At 48.9% G+C, this 16,648-nt stretch carries 18 protein-coding genes; 5 read left to right on the plus strand and 13 right to left on the minus strand.

Features of this window, described 5'->3' with window-relative positions:
• The first annotated feature begins 178 nt into the window (after positions 1-178).
• Positions 179-1,051 carry a 3'(2'),5'-bisphosphate nucleotidase CysQ family protein gene (locus CSUNSWCD_RS10075; protein ID WP_009496993.1) on the plus strand — a complete coding sequence of 291 codons (873 nt, stop codon included), beginning with the start codon at positions 179-181 and terminating at the stop codon, positions 1,049-1,051.
• Positions 1,052-1,269: 218 nt separating this feature from the next.
• Here CSUNSWCD_RS10075 and tsaD read toward each other — a convergent pair whose 3' ends face one another.
• From tsaD to CSUNSWCD_RS11485, 5 genes are all read right to left on the minus strand, one after another.
• A complete protein-coding gene (gene tsaD / locus CSUNSWCD_RS10080; protein WP_034964863.1) occupies positions 1,270-2,268 on the minus strand; it encodes a tRNA (adenosine(37)-N6)-threonylcarbamoyltransferase complex transferase subunit TsaD in 999 nt (332 codons plus the stop codon).
• Positions 2,269-2,874: 606 nt separating this feature from the next.
• Positions 2,875-4,203, minus strand: coding sequence for a cell envelope integrity protein CreD (gene creD / locus CSUNSWCD_RS10085; RefSeq protein ID WP_009496995.1), 1,329 nt, complete (start codon positions 4,201-4,203; stop codon positions 2,875-2,877).
• A gap of 36 nt (positions 4,204-4,239) precedes the next feature.
• Positions 4,240-4,833 (minus strand): hypothetical protein, encoded by a 594-nt coding sequence (locus tag CSUNSWCD_RS11475; protein WP_009496996.1) that lies wholly within the window; start codon positions 4,831-4,833, stop codon positions 4,240-4,242.
• 26 nt (positions 4,834-4,859) lie between these two features.
• Positions 4,860-5,354: a hypothetical protein gene (locus CSUNSWCD_RS11480; protein WP_009496997.1), complete on the minus strand. Its 495-nt coding sequence runs from the start codon at positions 5,352-5,354 to the stop codon at positions 4,860-4,862.
• A gap of 33 nt (positions 5,355-5,387) precedes the next feature.
• Complete coding sequence (locus CSUNSWCD_RS11485; RefSeq protein ID WP_167536556.1) at positions 5,388-5,690, minus strand: hypothetical protein; 303 nt, start codon at positions 5,688-5,690, stop codon at positions 5,388-5,390.
• A 132-nt stretch (positions 5,691-5,822) separates the two neighbouring features.
• On the opposite strand from CSUNSWCD_RS11485, the gene CSUNSWCD_RS11345 reads away from it, so the two are divergent.
• Positions 5,823-5,987 (plus strand): hypothetical protein, encoded by a 165-nt coding sequence (locus CSUNSWCD_RS11345; protein ID WP_009496999.1) that lies wholly within the window; start codon positions 5,823-5,825, stop codon positions 5,985-5,987.
• Between the two features lie 83 nt (positions 5,988-6,070).
• Here CSUNSWCD_RS11345 and CSUNSWCD_RS10095 read toward each other — a convergent pair whose 3' ends face one another.
• The 5 genes from CSUNSWCD_RS10095 to CSUNSWCD_RS10115 form a co-directional block, all read right to left on the minus strand.
• Positions 6,071-7,312, minus strand: coding sequence for a uracil-xanthine permease family protein (locus tag CSUNSWCD_RS10095; protein ID WP_009497000.1), 1,242 nt, complete (start codon positions 7,310-7,312; stop codon positions 6,071-6,073).
• Between the two features lie 748 nt (positions 7,313-8,060).
• Positions 8,061-9,164 carry a 1-deoxy-D-xylulose-5-phosphate reductoisomerase gene (gene dxr, locus CSUNSWCD_RS10100; RefSeq protein ID WP_009497003.1) on the minus strand — a complete coding sequence of 368 codons (1,104 nt, stop codon included), beginning with the start codon at positions 9,162-9,164 and terminating at the stop codon, positions 8,061-8,063.
• Positions 9,158-9,889 (minus strand): phosphatidate cytidylyltransferase, encoded by a 732-nt coding sequence (locus CSUNSWCD_RS10105; protein ID WP_034964858.1) that lies wholly within the window; start codon positions 9,887-9,889, stop codon positions 9,158-9,160. Before CSUNSWCD_RS10105 ends, dxr begins: the two co-directional genes overlap by 7 nt.
• Before the next feature lie 433 nt (positions 9,890-10,322).
• Complete coding sequence (locus tag CSUNSWCD_RS10110; protein ID WP_009497006.1) at positions 10,323-10,679, minus strand: hypothetical protein; 357 nt, start codon at positions 10,677-10,679, stop codon at positions 10,323-10,325.
• A gap of 14 nt (positions 10,680-10,693) precedes the next feature.
• Positions 10,694-12,013, minus strand: a complete 1,320-nt coding sequence (locus CSUNSWCD_RS10115; RefSeq protein ID WP_009497007.1) for an NFACT RNA binding domain-containing protein — start codon at positions 12,011-12,013, stop codon at positions 10,694-10,696.
• A gap of 85 nt (positions 12,014-12,098) precedes the next feature.
• On the opposite strand from CSUNSWCD_RS10115, the gene CSUNSWCD_RS11920 reads away from it, so the two are divergent.
• The gene (locus tag CSUNSWCD_RS11920; protein ID WP_009497008.1) at positions 12,099-12,227 is read left to right on the plus strand and encodes a hypothetical protein; all 129 of its coding nucleotides are present in this window, start codon (positions 12,099-12,101) and stop codon (positions 12,225-12,227) included.
• Between the two features lie 86 nt (positions 12,228-12,313).
• Positions 12,314-13,588 (plus strand): 3-isopropylmalate dehydratase large subunit, encoded by a 1,275-nt coding sequence (leuC, locus tag CSUNSWCD_RS10120; RefSeq protein WP_009497009.1) that lies wholly within the window; start codon positions 12,314-12,316, stop codon positions 13,586-13,588.
• 273 nt (positions 13,589-13,861) lie between these two features.
• Here the strand turns inward: leuC and CSUNSWCD_RS11350 are convergent, their stop codons facing one another.
• On the minus strand, positions 13,862-14,107 hold the full coding sequence (locus CSUNSWCD_RS11350; protein WP_157788751.1) for a hypothetical protein: 246 nt from the start codon (positions 14,105-14,107) through the stop codon (positions 13,862-13,864).
• Positions 14,108-14,253: 146 nt separating this feature from the next.
• A complete protein-coding gene (locus CSUNSWCD_RS10125) occupies positions 14,254-14,511 on the minus strand; it encodes a SemiSWEET family transporter (RefSeq protein WP_034964861.1) in 258 nt (85 codons plus the stop codon).
• A gap of 140 nt (positions 14,512-14,651) precedes the next feature.
• Between CSUNSWCD_RS10125 and CSUNSWCD_RS10130 the strand changes: the two genes are divergently transcribed.
• A complete protein-coding gene (locus tag CSUNSWCD_RS10130) occupies positions 14,652-15,149 on the plus strand; it encodes a DUF7832 domain-containing protein (RefSeq protein WP_009497012.1) in 498 nt (165 codons plus the stop codon).
• Between the two features lie 305 nt (positions 15,150-15,454).
• On the opposite strand, the gene CSUNSWCD_RS10135 is transcribed toward CSUNSWCD_RS10130, so the two are convergent.
• On the minus strand, positions 15,455-16,648 hold a 1,194-nt coding region (locus tag CSUNSWCD_RS10135), incomplete at its 5' end, for an ankyrin repeat domain-containing protein (protein WP_051990322.1).

Raw genomic sequence — 16,648 nt, forward strand, 5'->3', positions numbered from 1 at the left:
GGTGGGGGGGCGACGCTTCGTAAGTAGAAACCCCTTCCGCCTCCCAAGAAAAAGAAAAAACTTAAAATTGTAAAGAAGCTAAAATTTAGCGAAGGTAAGTCATGCAATCTATCGAGTTAAATTTTTACTAGCTTCATTAAAGGCGCGCAAGAGACAAGCCGCTAAAAAAGAAACCAAAATGCAAAATTTAAACGAACTATTACGCTTAGCCAAGCTTGCGGCTACAAAAGCAGGCAACGAGATAATGAAATTTTACGCCCACAAGGGCTTTGACGACGAGATTTTAGCAGCTCGCTCGACTTTACCAGAAAGTGCATTTAGCCAAAACGGCCTGGATTTTGAGGTAAATTTAAAAACCGATCATTCGCCCGTGACCTCGGCCGATCTTGCGGCAAACGCCGCGATATTTGAAACGCTAAAAAGCTCGCAAATCCCGATCTGCTCGGAGGAAAAGATTCTGGGCGAGTCTGCGCGGACCTTTTGGCTCATCGACCCGCTAGACGGCACGAAGGATTTTATCGAAGGTAGCGGCGAGTTTTGCGTCTGTATCGCGCTCATAGAGGACGGTCGCCCGGTTCTTGGCGTTATCTACGTGCCCGTTACCGGCGAAATTTATAGCGCAGCAAAGGGCGAGCCAACGCAAAAAGAGCTTTATAAAAACGGCTCATTTATCCCGCAAATTTTAGCCGTAAACGAGAGAGCGCCGCAAACGATAATCAGCGGCAAACGCGGCAAAAACGTAACGGCGGGCAAGCTCGCGACCGCTCTAAATTTTGACATCGCGCGGCTAAGCTCGGCGATCAAATACTGCCGCATCGCCGAAAACCTCGCGGGCGCATACATGCGCTACTCGCCAAGCTCTATATGGGACAACGCCGCGGGCGAGATGATCGCTGCGGGCGCGGGCGCAAAGATGATCGATCTAGCAACGCTAAAAGCGCCGATCTACGATGCCGCCTCGCTAAAAAACAACGAATTTATCGTCATCGCAAAGGATTTTTTAGACCGCGAGGATGAAATTTTACGAGCGATAAAGCAGATAAATTTATAAACCAAAAGGCGACTCGCCGCCACGAGAACGCCGCTGTTTTTGGCGATGCCTTGCAAATTTGGACAGCTAAAATTTGACGACAAAAACCGCCGAATTTACCTTTTTTTCGCGAATTTTTCGGCGAGCAAACCCTTAAATGCTAGCTAAAATTTAATCACCGACCGTAAAATCAGCAATTTTCCAGCCGAAAAAAGTCAAATTTAGCCGTAAGGCAAAATTTAAATCCTCGTTAGCTCGCTTCTAGGACTAGCCTGCAGATCAAGCCCCGCAAACTCGCCGCGCAGGTACTTTTCGCGTCCCGCGCGCGCGATCATCGCGGCGTTATCGGAGCAAAACTCCAGCGGCGCACAGATGAGCTCGCAGCCGTATTTCTCGCATAAAGCCTTTAGGCGAGAGCGCAGATTTAGATTCGCGCTCGCTCCGCCCACGACGCCGAAACGCTCAAATTTACGCTGGGCAAAGATCTTTTCTAGCTTGTTTAAGATGTGCTTGCAAGCCGTATTTTCAAAGGCAAAGCAGATGTCGGCAACATCCTGCGCGCCGAGATTTCCGCTTTCGGCGAGCCTTTGGGTTTCGACGCGAACCTGATTTTTTAGCCCCGAGAAGCTATACGCCGTGCGCGCATCGCCCAGCAGCGGCACGGTAAATTTAAACCTCTCACGCCCGCTTTTTGCCGCCTTTTCGACCGCTACGCCGCCAGGATACCCCAGCCCCAGCATCTTTGCGACCTTGTCAAAGCTCTCGCCGAAGCTATCGTCCATCGTCGCGGCTAGCACGCTCACTGCCCCGTCCGCGCCGATATCTAGCGCCATCGTGTGCCCGCCGCTAACGAGCAGTACGCCCGCAGGCAGCCGCGCCTCCTGCGACAAAAACAGCGAATACACGTGCCCGGCGAGGTGATTTACCGCGATTAACGGCACGCGCAGCGACGAGGCGAGCGCCTTTGCCATCGCGACGCCACCAACTAGGCTTACGGAGAGTCCCGGCTCGTTCGTGACGGCGACGGCTTTTACGCAGGGTAGCTCGGGTTTGATCTGCTCTAAAATTTTAGGCAGCGCAGCCGTATGCAAGCGTGCGGCCAGCTCCGGTACCACTCCGCCAAATGCGCAGTGCTCGGCATCCTGCGATATTTTTTTATGAAATTTTAGCTCCAAGGTCTCGATGTCAAGTAGTGCTACCGAGCTATCGTCGCAGCTGCTTTCTATACCCAAAATCAACCCGCCCGCACTGCCATGTTGTAAATTTTCGCTCATTTTATTGATTTTCCTTTTTTAGCGCATTTTACCGCTTTTTGCTTTCGCGGTTATAAATTCGCCCCGCTTCTTAGCAAAGGTGGTAAAATACGCGCGCAAATCGCTTGCCCTAAATTTACGACGAAACCAAATTTGACGCACCGAGACCCGCACTGCAAAAATGCTAAATTTGGTTTAGTTAAATTTGGCGTTGTGCATTAAATTTAATCTTTCTTGTTAAGGGGGAAGGGGCTTGAATTACGCTCTGCTTTGCAGTTGCGAGGCAACGCCGAAGCAAAAGAGCTCCCTTCCCCCTTAACGATCCCCTATCCCCCTACGACGTTAGAAGTTGATGCACTGCGTGCAGGTTTAAATTTGACGCTTGCGCGTCGCAGATTTTAAATTTGCATTTTTAGGGTACAGGTCTCGGCGACTCAAATTTACAAATTTGAACATGAAACGATAAGGCGAAGTATTTTTGCGTTTAGACGAGGCGGAAACGACGGAGGCGAGGGAGCGGACTAGTCGTCCGTGACCGAAGCCGACCGAGTTTCCAACGACGTATAAACCAAAAAGACAAGCTGAAAAAAGCTAAATTTTCAGCCCGTTTTCGTACCAATCTATCTTTCTAGTTAAATACATCACCAGCGCAATCACCGCAAATATCATAACGCTGCCCATCAAAAGCGCGTAGTCCTCGGACTGCAAGATACCGTAGAGCAAGCAGTAGCTAACCCCGTGTACGAGCGCTATAAACACGCCCCATTTGCGCGCCCGAAAGATTGCCGAACCGTAGAAAAGTATCGTCGCGCACACGGCTGCGGCCGCGATGAGATAACTAGCTAGGAAGCTAATATGCTCGGAAAACGAGAGCACGAGCAGGTAAAATAGCACATCGGCGGCTCCGATGAGTAGGTACTGGATCGGGTGAATGCGGACGCGGCTGTAAATTTCGCACAAAAAGATCGCCAAAAACGGCACCGCTAAAAACAAAATCGCATAGGTCACGCAGCGTGCGATGAGCGAGTAGTTGTTTACGGGACTGATGAAGCTAGCCTCGACGCCCTCTAGCCCCATCTCGCGCCTGCCGTCCATGATCCACGCCTGCGGAACGCCGGTGCTAAGGCCCGAAATCTCCCACTGCGCGTTAAAGCCGCTGCTGGTAACTTCGCGCGATTTAGGCAGCCAGCCGCCGCTAAAAGACGGCGAGCTCCACGAGGATTTTACGTCAAATTTATTATCCTGCCCCACAGGGACAAAGCTCGCGCTCTGCCCGCCCTGCATAGATAGCACGCCCGCTAGCTCAAAGCCGCCGTTTGCTAAATTTGCAGGTAGTTTGTAGTGGACGCTTTGGGTAAAGGGCGAGTATTTAGGCGGCGCAAAAGACTGCGCGAGTTCTTGGCCGTTTGCTTTTAGCGCGGGAAACGCGGTAAAGGTCTTTTTGCTGCCTACGCCTAAAATCAGCGTCGCCTCGCTTAGCAAAACGTCGCTTTCCGCGATATTTAGCTGCTCGAAATTTAGCGGCGCAAATTTTGCTTTTAGCGCGACGTCGCCGTTAAAAACGGGCACGCTAAAGATACCGCGCTTTAGATACTGCGGATTTAGCTGGGTCGATAGCTCGTATGACTGCGGCGCTATCATGATCTGCTCGGTTGTCTGCGATACCGCCGCTACGCCGTTTTCGTTGTAGATCGCCGTTTGCTTTTTATACGGCACTGAGATCAAAACGCCCTCGATCCTAAGCTCTCCGCCGACGGGCTGCATGATGGACTCCTCGGCGCTTTGCTTGACGTAGGCGCGGTCAGAGATCATCGAACTGATGAAACCTAGCGGGATAAGCAGCAGCAAAAGCAGGACGAAAATGATGACGGGTTTCGTCCAAAAGCCGCCCCTGACGCTATCCATGATTTTGTTTTCCATTGGATTTCCTTTTGATTTTTTTCACTGCAATTTTAACTAGAAATCGTAATAAATCGGTAAGAAAGGTTGTAAATTTAGAGCAAATTTGACGGCAAATTTAGCCGCGTCGCAAGCTGCGCTTTCTAAAGTAGCTATAAATCCAAGCTCCAAGCACCAAAATAGCCGCGAGGCAATACATATAAAAGGCCGCGCCGTTTTCATACTCCACGTCCTGCGCATAAAAACGGGCTGCGACATCTCTGGGTTTCGCGCCGCCTCGTCCGCGATCTGCGACATCACCTCATCGTCATGCACGTCTAGCGTGATCTTTCGCAGATCGATGAAATTCGTCCGCTTATCCAGATGCCTGCCGCTGCGACCCGTGACGTAAACGCTATGCGAGTAAAAATTTAGATAATAAAATCCCGCGTCGTCCTTAAAAAGCCTTTCCGAGATCTGCCGCACGGCGCCTTTAAACGGATTGTCGCCCGCCCTTTTTAGCGCACTTAGCGAGCTGGCGTCTGCGCCAAATTTATAATAAACGTACCAAAATGCGTCTTTGAGCCAGCCCTCGATACCGCTGCCGCGCGGACGATTTAAAATTTTATCCTTGCTTAGATAAAATATGCCGTTTTTGCTCGCAAACAGCATGTATTCCTGATGCCCGCTCTTAAAATTTAGCGGCGTATAGGGCTCGTTTGCAGCATCAAATCTCCCGCCGCCCTTATAAACGCTACGTCCGTAGCGGGATCAAAAAGAAACTCTATGCCCGCGTTTGGTTCCATCAGATACATCTGCTCGCTAGGGGTGAAATTTAGCCTCTCTCCGCCTTTATAGACGCTGCGTCCGTCACTCAGCCACCGATCGACCGGGCGAAAGTGCGCGGGCAGCTCGGGGCCGTCTTCGTATATGATTTTTCGCCTTATCTGTTTTAGGTTTTTTACGTCCGCACCCGCTAAAATTTTACCCTCGTAAAATACCCGCTCGCCGTCCGTGGCGACGTAAGGGCTATCCGTCAGCGGCGAGATGGGCGCGCTAGTATCGAGCCTAGCGTAGGGATAGTTGTACTCCTGCGGCCACTTTGAAAGCCCAAAGGCATGGAAAAATACCTTGTAAATGTAGCTTATCGCGCCGCCCGTGCGCTGGGTTACGTCCGAGCAGAAGTAGCTCACGCGCCCGTCGCTGTAGTATCGTGCGCCGATCTTTTACGTGCGGGCGGGATCGAGCCCCGACATCTTTCGAGCGCCGCAAAATACGCTACTAACGTCCATGCCGACGTTTGTGTAGGAGTATCTGCCGGTATCAAGCGCGCGAAAGCTCGCCGCGTCCGTACCGACCTCTAGCTCGTAGGGAGCGAGATTCAAAGAGTGTAGGTAAATTTTGCCGCCGATATTGTAGTAACCCCCCGATCTTTTGCGCGTCCGCCGGTAGCTCGCGCGAGCTGTCATACACCGATAGCTCATAGATAAAAACGAGTGAGACGAAGAGCGGCACGAAAAGTACCGCAAAGAGCAGCCTTAGCGCCTTTTTATAAAATTTGCTTAAACTATCTGCCTTTTTCATAAGGCAATTATATATCTTGCTAGTTTAAAACGTTAGAAATTTAAAAGCGTTTGCGGGGAAATTTTAAAATTTAGAGTGTGTTTTTACGAGGCGATACGAACGCAAAATTTAAATATTTCGAAGCCAAATTTACGCCAAAATGCGGAGCGAATTTAACCAAAAATCACACATATCCGCACGGAAAATTTAAGCAAGACGAGCAAAAAACTCGCCCAAATTTGACGCCCAAAAGCGGCGGGTAAATTTAAAGCTCATCAAATTTGACGACGAAGCTCAAATTTACCCGCAACCGCGCGAAACGACTCAAGTTCCGCGTAAATTTAACTTAGTACCCGTCAAAATGCTTGGTCTTCGGTAGCACCAAATTTAGCGTGATGCCGATGAGCGCGCCAAGTCCCACGCCGCTAAAGCTCATAGCGCCAAAATCCAGCACCATGCCGCCGATCGCGCAGACGAAGATGAGCGCGACGATGATCATATTGCGCGGCTCGGCCAGATCCACGCCGTTTTTTATGAGAGTCTCCATGCCCACGCTTGCGATGATACCAAAAAGCAGCAGCATGATGCCTCCGATGACGGGAGCGGGGATCGTGGAGAGCACGGCGCCGAGCTTACCCACGAAGGCTAGCAGTATCGCAGCAAGCGCGGCAAAGGTCATGATGGCGGGATTGTAGGCTTTCGTGATGCTGACCGCGCCCGTGACCTCGGAGTAGGTGGTGTTCGGCGGTCCGCCAAAGCAGCCTGCTAACGACGTCGCAAGCCCATCGCCTAGAAGCGTGCTTTTAAGCCCAGGGTTTTTGAGGAAATTTTCCTTCGTGACGTTGCTGATGGCAAGCATATCGCCGATGTGCTCGATCGCGGGCGCGATAGCGATAGGCACCATGTAGATCACCGCTTCGAGCTTAAAAACCGGCGCGGTGAAATTTGGCAGCGCAAACCACGGCGCATTTAGAATCGGCGTAAAATCCACGATCCCGACAAATAGCGACGCGCAGTATCCCGCTGCAATGCCGCAAAGTATCGGCACTAGGCGCAGCATACCGCGACCAAACATCATCACGACGATAACCGCCGAAAGCGAGATGAGCGCGATGGTAAGCGACTGCCCTTGCGTGTAAAGCGCCTCCTTGCCCTTGCCCATGACCATATTTACGGCCGCGGGCGAGAGGATGAGGCCGATCGTCATGATGACGGGGCCCACGACCACGGGCGGTAAAATTTTATGCAAAAATCCCTCGCCTTTGAGCCTAATGAGCAGGCTCAAAACCACGTAAAAAAGCCCCGCCGCGATCACCCCGCTCATCGTCGCAGCGATGCCCCACTCCTTCACGCCAAAGCTTAGCGGCGCGATGAACGCAAAGCTAGACGCGAGAAAGATCGGCGGGACGTTTTTGCGCGTGATGAGCTGAAACAGCAGCGTGCCGATACCCGCCGTAAACAGCGCCACGGACGTATCAAGCCCCGTCAAAATCGGCACGAGCACGAGCGCGCCAAACGCGACGAATAAAAACTGCACGCCGACCAGAGCGTCTTTTAGTCTAAGATTATAGCCTTCGTATTTTTCCATTTTTCCTCTTTTTATTTTACGGCTTATTTTTTCACTCTTGAAATTTCTAGCATTTGTTTTGTTTTACAGCCAAATTTAAACTCGGCGCGATTTAAAAATTCGTGAAATTATAACATATCGGCGACGATTACGGCGACGAAAATGCACCGTTTTAAGCAAATTTTTCGAGCGAATTTTAAATTTACTCGCCCAGACCTGTATCTTTAAGGTGCTAAATTTGGTTTAGTTAAATTTGGTGTTTCAAGTCGAGCTTCCTTGCGTAAAAAACAACCGTTTGAGGTTGTTTTTTACTTTATTGTAAAGGGGGTGGGGGCTTGAATGGCGCTCTGCCCTGCAGCTCTCAAAGAGAGTGCAAGCACAAGGCGAGGCAAAGCCGAAGCAAAAGAGCTCCCCACCCCCTTTAATCCACCTCCCCCTACAACGCTTTTCTTCGTAGGGGCAACTTGTTGCCATTTCGTAACGAGCGAAGCGGTCTCAAGCAAAGCGACGGTAGCCAACGCAGTGAAGCTAAAGTTAAGGGTGGCGACACTGCTTTGCTCGCGCAAAGCGTCGCAAATTTTGTAAATTTTGATAGAGTTAAATTTATAAATTTGTAAATTTGACTTCAAATTTAAGCGTAAAACGATAAGGCGAAGTATTTTGAGATGATTTTTGGGGTTTTGACGTTAAAATTTGACGAAGATAAGGCATGTAGCTTACCCAGTCAAATTTTAACAAAATCCACAAAAAGCACTCAAAAGACAAGCCGCTATTTCAGCGACTTTTCCGCCCACGCTCTCACTTCCGCATCCACCTCAAAGATCCTACTCTCGCTCTCAATCTTCTCGTCTCCAAACCTCTTTGCTGCGGCTAAAACCGTTCGCGAGATGTCCAAAAACCCGCATTCGCCGCGCAAAAATTTATATACGGCGACTTCGTTTGCGGCGTTGATAGCGACGCCAAGATCGGGGTTTTGCAAAGCTTGGTCTTTTAGCGAAAAGATAGGATATTTTTTCAAATTTATCTCGCCGAATTTTATGCTTTTTAGAGTTTTTAGATCCAAATTCGGCACGATTTGCACATCGGCGGCGTTCAAATTTAGCGCTCCGTCCTCGCCCAAAATCGCATGCGCGATAGCTAAAATCATATCGGTTTTGGATAGATGCGCCGTAGTCGAACCGTCGGCAAACTCCACCAGCGCGTGCACCGTGGACGTGCGCTCGATGAGCGCCTCGATATCCCGCACGCCGTAGAGCCAAAAGGCCTCCAGCACCTCAAAAAGTTTGTTCGCCATCGTCGCGCTGTCGATCGTGATCTTTGCGCCCATGCTCCAGTTGGGGTGCTTTAGCGCGTCTGCGGCGCGGGCGTCCTTTAGGGCTTTTAGCGGGGTTTTATAAAAGGCGCCGCCTGAGGCCGTGATGACGAGCCTAGCGACCGGGGTTTTATTCGCGAGCAAAAATTTAAGCCCGAAATGCTCGCTATCTATGGGATTTATCGCGCCCCTGTCTAAAAATTTGCCGCCCGCGACGAGGCTTTCTTTATTTGCAAGCGCTAGCTTTTTGCCTAGCTTTTGCGCGGTTAAGCTCGGAGCCAGCCCAGCAAAGCCCACCAGAGAGTTTACGACGCGCTCGCTCTCGCACTCTTTTAGCATATCGCAAATGCCCTGCGCGCCTGCAAAAACGCGTTTGTGTTTTACGAATTTAGCAAATTTGGGTTCGGCGATGCAGACGAATTTGGGCTTAAATTCGGCGATTTGCTCGTTTAAAAGCTCGTAGTTTGACGCACAGCTCATAGCCTCGACGCTAAGGCCGAATTTACGGGCCAAATTTAAAGTATTCGTCCCGATCGAGCCCGTCGAGCCCAGCACTACCACGATAGCGTCCAGAGCATCGCCGCGACGCCGAACAGATAGCCGTCGACGCGGTCAAGCATGCCGCCGTGGCCGGGCAGCAGCGTGCCGCTATCTTTGACGCCCGCGCGGCGCTTTAAGTAGCTCTCGAAAAGATCGCCCCAAACGCCGAAAACCGCAACCAAAAACGCCGTGATGAGGCTGTGCCAAAAGCTATCGGTCAGCACCCAGCCAAAGCCCGCACCAAAAACCGTAGCCACGACGATACCGCCCGCGACGCCCTCCCAGGTTTTATTAGGCGAAGTCTCGCTAAAGGCGTGCTTGCCGCAAAATTTGCCGACGAAAAACGCCCCGCTATCGCACGCCACGACCGTTAAAATCAGCCACGCCAAGTAGCCCACGCCGTACTGCGAGTAAAGCATCCAGATGAGAAAAATCGGCGTCATCGGATACAAAAACGGTAGCGCGGGCGTTAGGTTTTCGCTCTTAAAATGCGCGAGAAAACTAACCACGATCAAAACCGCTAAAATAGCGATAAATACGGGGTTTGAAAATGGAGTAAGCAGGTAAAAAATAATCGCTATGAGCGCAAGAGAGCCGCCCTGCAGGCCGTAGAGCTTTTGCGCTTCGCCAAAGGCCGTATAAAGCACGAAGCCCAAAATGGCGAAATTTAACAGATAACTATCGACGAAAAAGATGACCAAAACCGCCACAAATAGCGCGACGCCGGTGATTATACGCGTTTTCATGATTTTTCCTTTTTTGAGTAATAATTGTATAAAATTTTTGCTTAAAAGCGCCGAAATTTGAGGCAAATTTGCGTTTGCACACTCGCTTTAATCGGTAGTTAAATTTGATAATTTATTTTTGCCTGAAACGGACGGCAAATTTGACGATTTTTGCCAAATTTTACTCTCGTCCAAAAACGATCTGTCAAATTAAAAGCAAATAAAATTTGCTCGCACCCTTGCCTTAGGCGGCGCCGACTAATGCTCGGCGCGTTTGCATATTTGGCTGCTATGCACCGCCTTTTCCTCGTCGGATACCTCGGACGCCAAATTTACGCCCAAAACGAGCCCGCTTATTACGCTTTAAATTTTACGTTCACGATATTAAAACGATGAAAGCTCAAATTTGCGCAGAAAACGGATCAAATTTAAAGTCAAATTTGAGCGGGAAAACTTAAATTTTAAGATCAAGATGCTGAAATACGGGCGACGCTTGCGGGAAGTCGTTAGCCGCGACGTAATCCTCCGAGTTTTCATCGCCGTCAGAGTCGGAGTTTTCGCCGTTTTGCTCCGAGACGAGCTCGCCCTGCTCCTGCCTGCCCTTTTGTTTTTCGTGCTCGTTTTTGGGGTCGATTTTGTAGGTTTCCTCGGTCGGTCGCACCTCGGAGACCTCCTGTTTTTCGTCGCTTGCTAGCGATGCGGCGGCGAGATTTTGCAGGTCAAATCTACTTTGGACGTCGGCGACCTTGTTTGAGACCATATTTACGTTTTGATTGATAAAAATCGTGTTGCCAATGGGTGTTACAGCCATTTTCGCCTCCTATTTTAGTCGTGCTTTGTTACTAATATCGTCTTAAAATTAATATAATTTACATTTGCGCCGCTCGTAATTTTGACGTTGTTACGTTTGGTAAAATCAACCTCGTACGTCCCGCCGCCTTTGACGCTAAAATTTACGCAAATTTTCGCCGCAAATCTCAAAATTTCCTCGCTGGGAGCGCTTTTTGCGGTTTTAATGATGACGTGCGCGGACGGCATATCTTTTAGGTGCATCCAGATGTCATCTTTTTTGGAGTTTTTTAGCAGCCAAATGTTACCCTTTTCGTTGCGTCCGATGCTGATTTTATAGCCCTCGACATAAAAATCCTCGACGTTTTGATTTTGCTCTTTTTGCTTTGCGGCGCGGGATTTTTTAGGCGATAGGATCTCTAGCTCTTCTGCACTTTTAGCTTCGTTTACGAGTGTTTTTAAATTTGATAAAAACTCGAGCTTTTCGGTCAAATTTTGCCGCTCAATGACTAAGCCCGCCGCCTTTTGCTTTAGCCTTTTTGCCTTGGCAAACATCGTGTTTGCAGCGATTTTGGGGCTATCATCCAGCACTAGCCGCACCTCGCCTCGCTCGAAATCATTTAGCGTTACCTCGCGCTCGTAGCCCCTTAACGCATGCAAATTTGATAGAATGAGCCCCGCGTTTTTGCTTAAAATTTCGCTTTGCGCATTTAAATCCGCTTCATTTTCAAGCCCTGCTAAAATTTCTCTTAAATTTTGCATTTTTCGCTCTATCGCGGCCGATTTTACGGCGCGCAGATTTTCTAGCTTCGCGTTATTTACGCGCTTAAATTCCTCGCTAAAATACCGCGCAAAATCGGTTATCGGCGGCGTTTCTTGCTCTTTTATCGTAGCCGGCGGCAGCTCAAGTAGCTCGCGCCCCGGTTTTATCACGCGAAAATTATTATCTATGTGCCGCAAAGCCTCGACGATGACGCCCTTTTCGTCCGTGATGATCGCGTTGGTAAAGCGCCCCGTAAACTCCAAAAACAGGCTTGAGGCCAGACTCTTATACGAGCCTTGGAATTCGCACTCCAGCTTTAAAATTCTATTTCCCTCGGGCACGCTTAAATTTAAAATTTTAGCCCCCCAAAAACGCTTTTTAAGCGCGACGTCAAAGGGTGCTTTGTACTCTTTGACGTTTAGAAAATCGGGATTTGCATAGATCGCGGAGTCAGACTTGCTAAGGTCGAAAAACAACCCGAGCTCGCCGTCGAATTCGATAAATATCGCCATATCGCCCGCGCGTCTGATTGCGGTTATTTTTTTAAATTTGCCTAGAAAAGATTGTATTTGTTTTAAATTTGCGTATTTCATAGCCGAAATTATAGCCTAATATCGAGTCAAATTTTAATCGCAAGAATAACATAATGATAATGCATTTTAAAACGGAGAAAAATAAATGAACAAATTTAGCCTAAGTTTAGCGGCCTCGTCGCTGCTTTTAACTCAAATTTTCGCTGCCGACGTCGCGCTGCAAGGCGCCAAAGTTAGCGAGAGCGCGAACTATCCGCTTTGCGCTCAAATTTAAAATCTCCCATAACTCTCTTTTTATCCATTTTTCGCTAAAATCGCTAAATTTTAAAAACACGCGGCATCCGCAAAAAAAGGAAATTTATGCAAAACTCAAAGCAAACCATCACCGAAAAGATTTTCAGCGAGCACGTAGGACGCGAGGTTTTCGCGGGCGAGATCATCGAGAGCGACATCGATATGGTCATCGGCAACGACATCACGACTCCGATCTCCATCAAGCAGTTTGAGCGCAGCGGCGCGACGAAGCTAGCTAATCCAGACGGCTTTAGCGTCGTGATGGACCACTACATCCCGGCAAAAGATATCCTAAGCGCCAACCAAGCCAAAATCAGCCGCGATTTTGCGTATAAGCACGATTTGAAAAATTATTTCGACGAAAAAGACATGGGCATCGAGCACGCGCTTTTGCCGGAAAAAGGGCTCGTGGTGCCGGGCGATGTCATCATCGGCGCCGATAGCCACACCTGTACCCACGGCGCGCTGGGTGCGTTTGCTACGGGCATGGGTAGCACCGACCTAGCCTACGCGATGATAACGGGCAAAAACTGGTTCAAAGTGCCGCCGACTATCAAAGTGATCTTTCGCGGCAAGCTAGACCGCCACGTCTACGGCAAGGACCTCATCCTAGAAATCATCCGCCGCATCGGCGTGGACGGCGCGCTGTATAAGGCGCTGGAGTTTACGGGCGAGACGATAGAGAACCTCGATATGGACGGGCGATTTAGCATGTGCAACATGGCGATCGAGGCCGGCGGTAAAAGCGGTATCATCGCGGTCGATGAAACCACGAAAGAGTTTTTAAAAGGCAAAAATTTGCGCGCCGAGCCGAAGCTGCACTACTCCGACGAGGGCGCAAACTACGAGCAAATTTTAGAAATCGACGTTAGCAAGCTCGATCCCGTGATCGCCTATCCGTTTCTACCTAGCAACGGCAAGAGCGTGCGCGAGGCCGTCAGAGACAATATCGCTATCGATCAGGCCTTTATCGGCAGCTGCACGAACGGCCGCCTAAGCGATCTGCGCATCGCGGCTGAAATCCTAAAAGGTCGCAAGGTAGCGCGCAAAACCCGCCTCATCATCACGCCTGCGACGCAAAAGATCGCCCTGCAAGCGCAAAAAGAGGGGCTGATGGATATTTTCGCGGAAGCGGGTGCGGTCGTGAGCAATCCAACCTGCGGCGCGTGCCTGGGCGGATATATGGGGATTTTGGGCGTTGGGGAACGCTGCGTGAGCACGACAAATAGAAACTTCGTCGGCCGTATGGGAGATCGCACGAGCGAGGTGTATCTGGCAAACTCTGCCGTCGCCGCAGCGAGTGCCGTCGCAGGCAAGATAGCCGATCCGCGCGATCTTTAAAATTTGACGGCTTGTCTTTTGAGCGCTTTTTACGGAGCTGGCTAAAATTTAGCTCGGCAGACTATATGTCTAGCCTACGCTAAATTTTACCTGCGCAACCCCAAAAATCATCTCAAAATACTTCGCCTTATCATTGTTGCGTTCAAATTTGAAGCTAAATTTGCAAATTTCAGCTTCAAATTTTACCCACCGAGACCCGCATCTTGAAAATGCTAAATTTAAAATCTGTGACGCGGCAGCGCCAAATAAACCTGCACGCAGTGCAGCAACCTCTCACGTGCAGTGGGGTTGGTGGGGCTTTCTGCGTCGCTGCGCTAGCAGCTGCAAGCAGACGGGAGAGGAAGGGGCGACGCTTCGTAAGTAGGTCTGCTCGCAGTTACGAGCCGCAGGCGAAGTAAAGCCCCTTCCGCCTCCCAAGAAAAAGAGAAAGGTGGGTACAAAAGGAAGCTCTTTTGCTTCAGCTACGCTTCGCCTTGTGCTTGCACTCTCTTTGAGAGCTGCTAGCAGAGCGCAATTCAAGCCCTCCCCTTAACAAGAAAATCAAGATATTAAAAATACGGCAAAACAGTGCAGAAAATTTGCATTCAAATTTGAGTTTGCAAAACCCGAGCCAAAAGCATCAAATTTAACTTCTCCGTATCGGCAAATTTAGCGGCTTTTATCCTTTAAAACGCCGTTATCGTCGCCAAAAGCCCAAAAATTATCCCAGGCAAATTTGCAGCCGCTAGCGGATAGTCTTTTTTAGCTTTTAGCAGGCCGTAGCTAGTCCAGATCGTGCAGTTTATCGCTGCGGCTAGAGGCTGGATAAAAGGCGTTTTGTTGCCTTCAAGATTGCCCATTATCTGCGGGATATAAGAAATATACATGATAACCGACAGACACGTGCCTATCCAGCCTAAAATTTGCAAGTTTTTCTCGCTCATTTTTTTATCCTTTAAAATAAAATCCACATTATACTACTTTTTCGTGCAACGACGCGAAATTTTATCTTGCCTGCCGCCGCGTTTTAATCGCCGAGCTAGGTCAGATTTAGTAAAATGTAGCCTAATTTAAAGGAGAGCAAATGGCTTACGTGACCTACGACAAGGCAAAATGGCACTGGGGCGCGAAAAATGCGCCGACCGATATCCCGCAGGAAAACGGCGCGACGCACATCGCGTTTTTCTTCCGCTGGTGCATGGAACGCAAGCTCTATTCCAAGGACTTTGCGGCGGACTTTGCAGACGATATAGCGCGGATGGACGATAGCTTTGATTACCGCCGGTATTTTTTTGACGCCATGGACGGCGTGCTAAGCAGCGACGAGCTAAACACCGCGGGTAAGGCCTTCGCAAATGCCTACTACACCACGGACCGCACGAAATTTGCCAAAACGTACGGCTGGTATTTGCAAGATTACGACGATTTCGTCGCGCGTAAATTCGGCGAGAAAAACTTCGACAACGCCTATTTTTACATAGAAAACTCGCCGCAAAATTACGCCGAGATCAAGGCTATCATCGATCGCCGCTACGAGGAGTTTTTAGAACCCAAAAAAGCTAGCAAAAGCGCAGATAAATAAACCAAAATTTGCGCCAAGCGCAGTTTTTAAAGCGCAGAGTTCAAATTTACGCGCGGGCGAGTCCAAACGATTTAGCCTTGGCCGAGCGCAGATCGTAAATTTTAGATCGGTTGCGGATTTAGCCGCGCCTCGCAGCAAGGCTAAACTTAGACCGTTAAGCTAAATTTGACGGCAAGCCCCCTCCAGGTTGGCGCCCCCGCTACTTAAACTGCGCAGTCAAATCTCCCGCGCCCAGCGGTAACCTCCGCCGCTTTAGGCAAGCTCCGCTCTATCAAATTTTTCCCTGACATTTTATCTCCTTTTATCTATTTGCTTTGTAAATTTGAGTTTGAGTCTGATTTGCTTCGGTTGCTATCTACGTAAATCACCTGAGCCATGCCTTTTTTGGCTCTACCTATGGCGCTCTTGATCCCGTCTCGTTTTTCCATTTCGTTTGCCCATTTGATAAAAGCCCTAATATCTTTAAACGTAGCATTTTCATCGGGGCAATGCGGATTATAGAAATTTATATCTTTGTCAAATTCTTCTATCTTTTTCGGGTCTATCGGCTTTGGTTTGTATTGTAAAAGACCTTCATGATATAAGCACTCGGTACATAAGTGCTGATATTTCTTGTTTTTGCGTAACCTCGCTTCGCCTTCTTCGTCTATACCTTTATTCATTTTATAGATATAGTTTTCTTTATAATCAATCCATCCCTTGCGCTTTTTATAGCACTCATCATACGCCTTCTTTAGCTCCTCTTTCGTAGGTTGCCCCACGACGTCGTATTTTAAAAGAAGCTCTAGCATGGGTTCGTAGTTTGGGTAGTTTTGCAGCGCCACGTATAAAGAGCGTAGAAAGGTTGAATTTTCATCCCTTATGCCGGTAAATAAAGACGGCGTTTCTTTAAGTTTTGGTTTATACCCGCTAGCAAGGACTATATCGGCCATTTCGACATAGTTGTGCCATACTATATACCTCATGGGGTTATTTGCGTCTTTGGATTCTTTATTGACTTGGTAATTATCTCGAAATACTATCTTTACGTCATCTCCGTCTATGATAAGTTTTTCGATGTTATTGTAAAACGGAGGATCTATGTAGTACTGCACCGCCTTGACCTCCTCAAATTTAACCCCGCTATCAAGCAGCAGCTTAACGGTCTTTGTGGAGTTGTTTTCTATGGCGTAGGCCAGGGGCGAGAGTTTGTAGTTATCTTGCGCGCGAGCGTTTGCGCCCATATCTATAAGCCTTTTTGCCGTGACTTCGTCATCGTAAAAGCTAGCGTACATCAAAGGAGTAACGCCGTCTATTAGTGGAGAGTTTATGCTAATGTTATTATCTTGCATAAATTTTAAAATTTGATCCGTTTGCTTTGATTTTAAAAGCTTACGGAAATTTTCCGCAAATGCGTCGTCTTGTATCTGCGTATCTATATCCCAATATCTAAAAGCAAAATCGTCTATCTCCTCTTGCGTTACGTATTTGCTTAGCTCCGAACCGGGGATTATCTTAGT

Origin of the sequence: Campylobacter showae CSUNSWCD (assembly GCF_000313615.1) — a bacterium.
GTDB lineage: Bacteria > Campylobacterota > Campylobacteria > Campylobacterales > Campylobacteraceae > Campylobacter_A > Campylobacter_A showae_A.

What these genes read in the sequence shown, in the direction of transcription:
- CSUNSWCD_RS11475 (WP_009496996.1), bottom strand. Translation starts at nt 4,833, where the DNA reads ATGCTGTTTGCGAGCAAAAACGGCATATTTTATCTAAGCAAGGATAAA.
- leuC (WP_009497009.1), top strand. Translation starts at nt 12,314, where the DNA reads ATGCAAAACTCAAAGCAAACCATCACCGAAAAGATTTTCAGCGAGCAC.
- creD (WP_009496995.1), bottom strand. Translation starts at nt 4,203, where the DNA reads ATGGAAAACAAAATCATGGATAGCGTCAGGGGCGGCTTTTGGACGAAA.
- CSUNSWCD_RS10075 (WP_009496993.1), top strand. Translation starts at nt 179, where the DNA reads ATGCAAAATTTAAACGAACTATTACGCTTAGCCAAGCTTGCGGCTACA.
- CSUNSWCD_RS10130 (WP_009497012.1), top strand. Translation starts at nt 14,652, where the DNA reads ATGGCTTACGTGACCTACGACAAGGCAAAATGGCACTGGGGCGCGAAA.
- CSUNSWCD_RS11920 (WP_009497008.1), top strand. Translation starts at nt 12,099, where the DNA reads ATGAACAAATTTAGCCTAAGTTTAGCGGCCTCGTCGCTGCTTTTAACT.
- CSUNSWCD_RS10125 (WP_034964861.1), bottom strand. Translation starts at nt 14,511, where the DNA reads ATGAGCGAGAAAAACTTGCAAATTTTAGGCTGGATAGGCACGTGTCTG.
- CSUNSWCD_RS10110 (WP_009497006.1), bottom strand. Translation starts at nt 10,679, where the DNA reads ATGGCTGTAACACCCATTGGCAACACGATTTTTATCAATCAAAACGTA.
- CSUNSWCD_RS10095 (WP_009497000.1), bottom strand. Translation starts at nt 7,312, where the DNA reads ATGGAAAAATACGAAGGCTATAATCTTAGACTAAAAGACGCTCTGGTC.
- CSUNSWCD_RS10115 (WP_009497007.1), bottom strand. Translation starts at nt 12,013, where the DNA reads ATGAAATACGCAAATTTAAAACAAATACAATCTTTTCTAGGCAAATTT.
- CSUNSWCD_RS10105 (WP_034964858.1), bottom strand. Translation starts at nt 9,889, where the DNA reads ATGAAAACGCGTATAATCACCGGCGTCGCGCTATTTGTGGCGGTTTTG.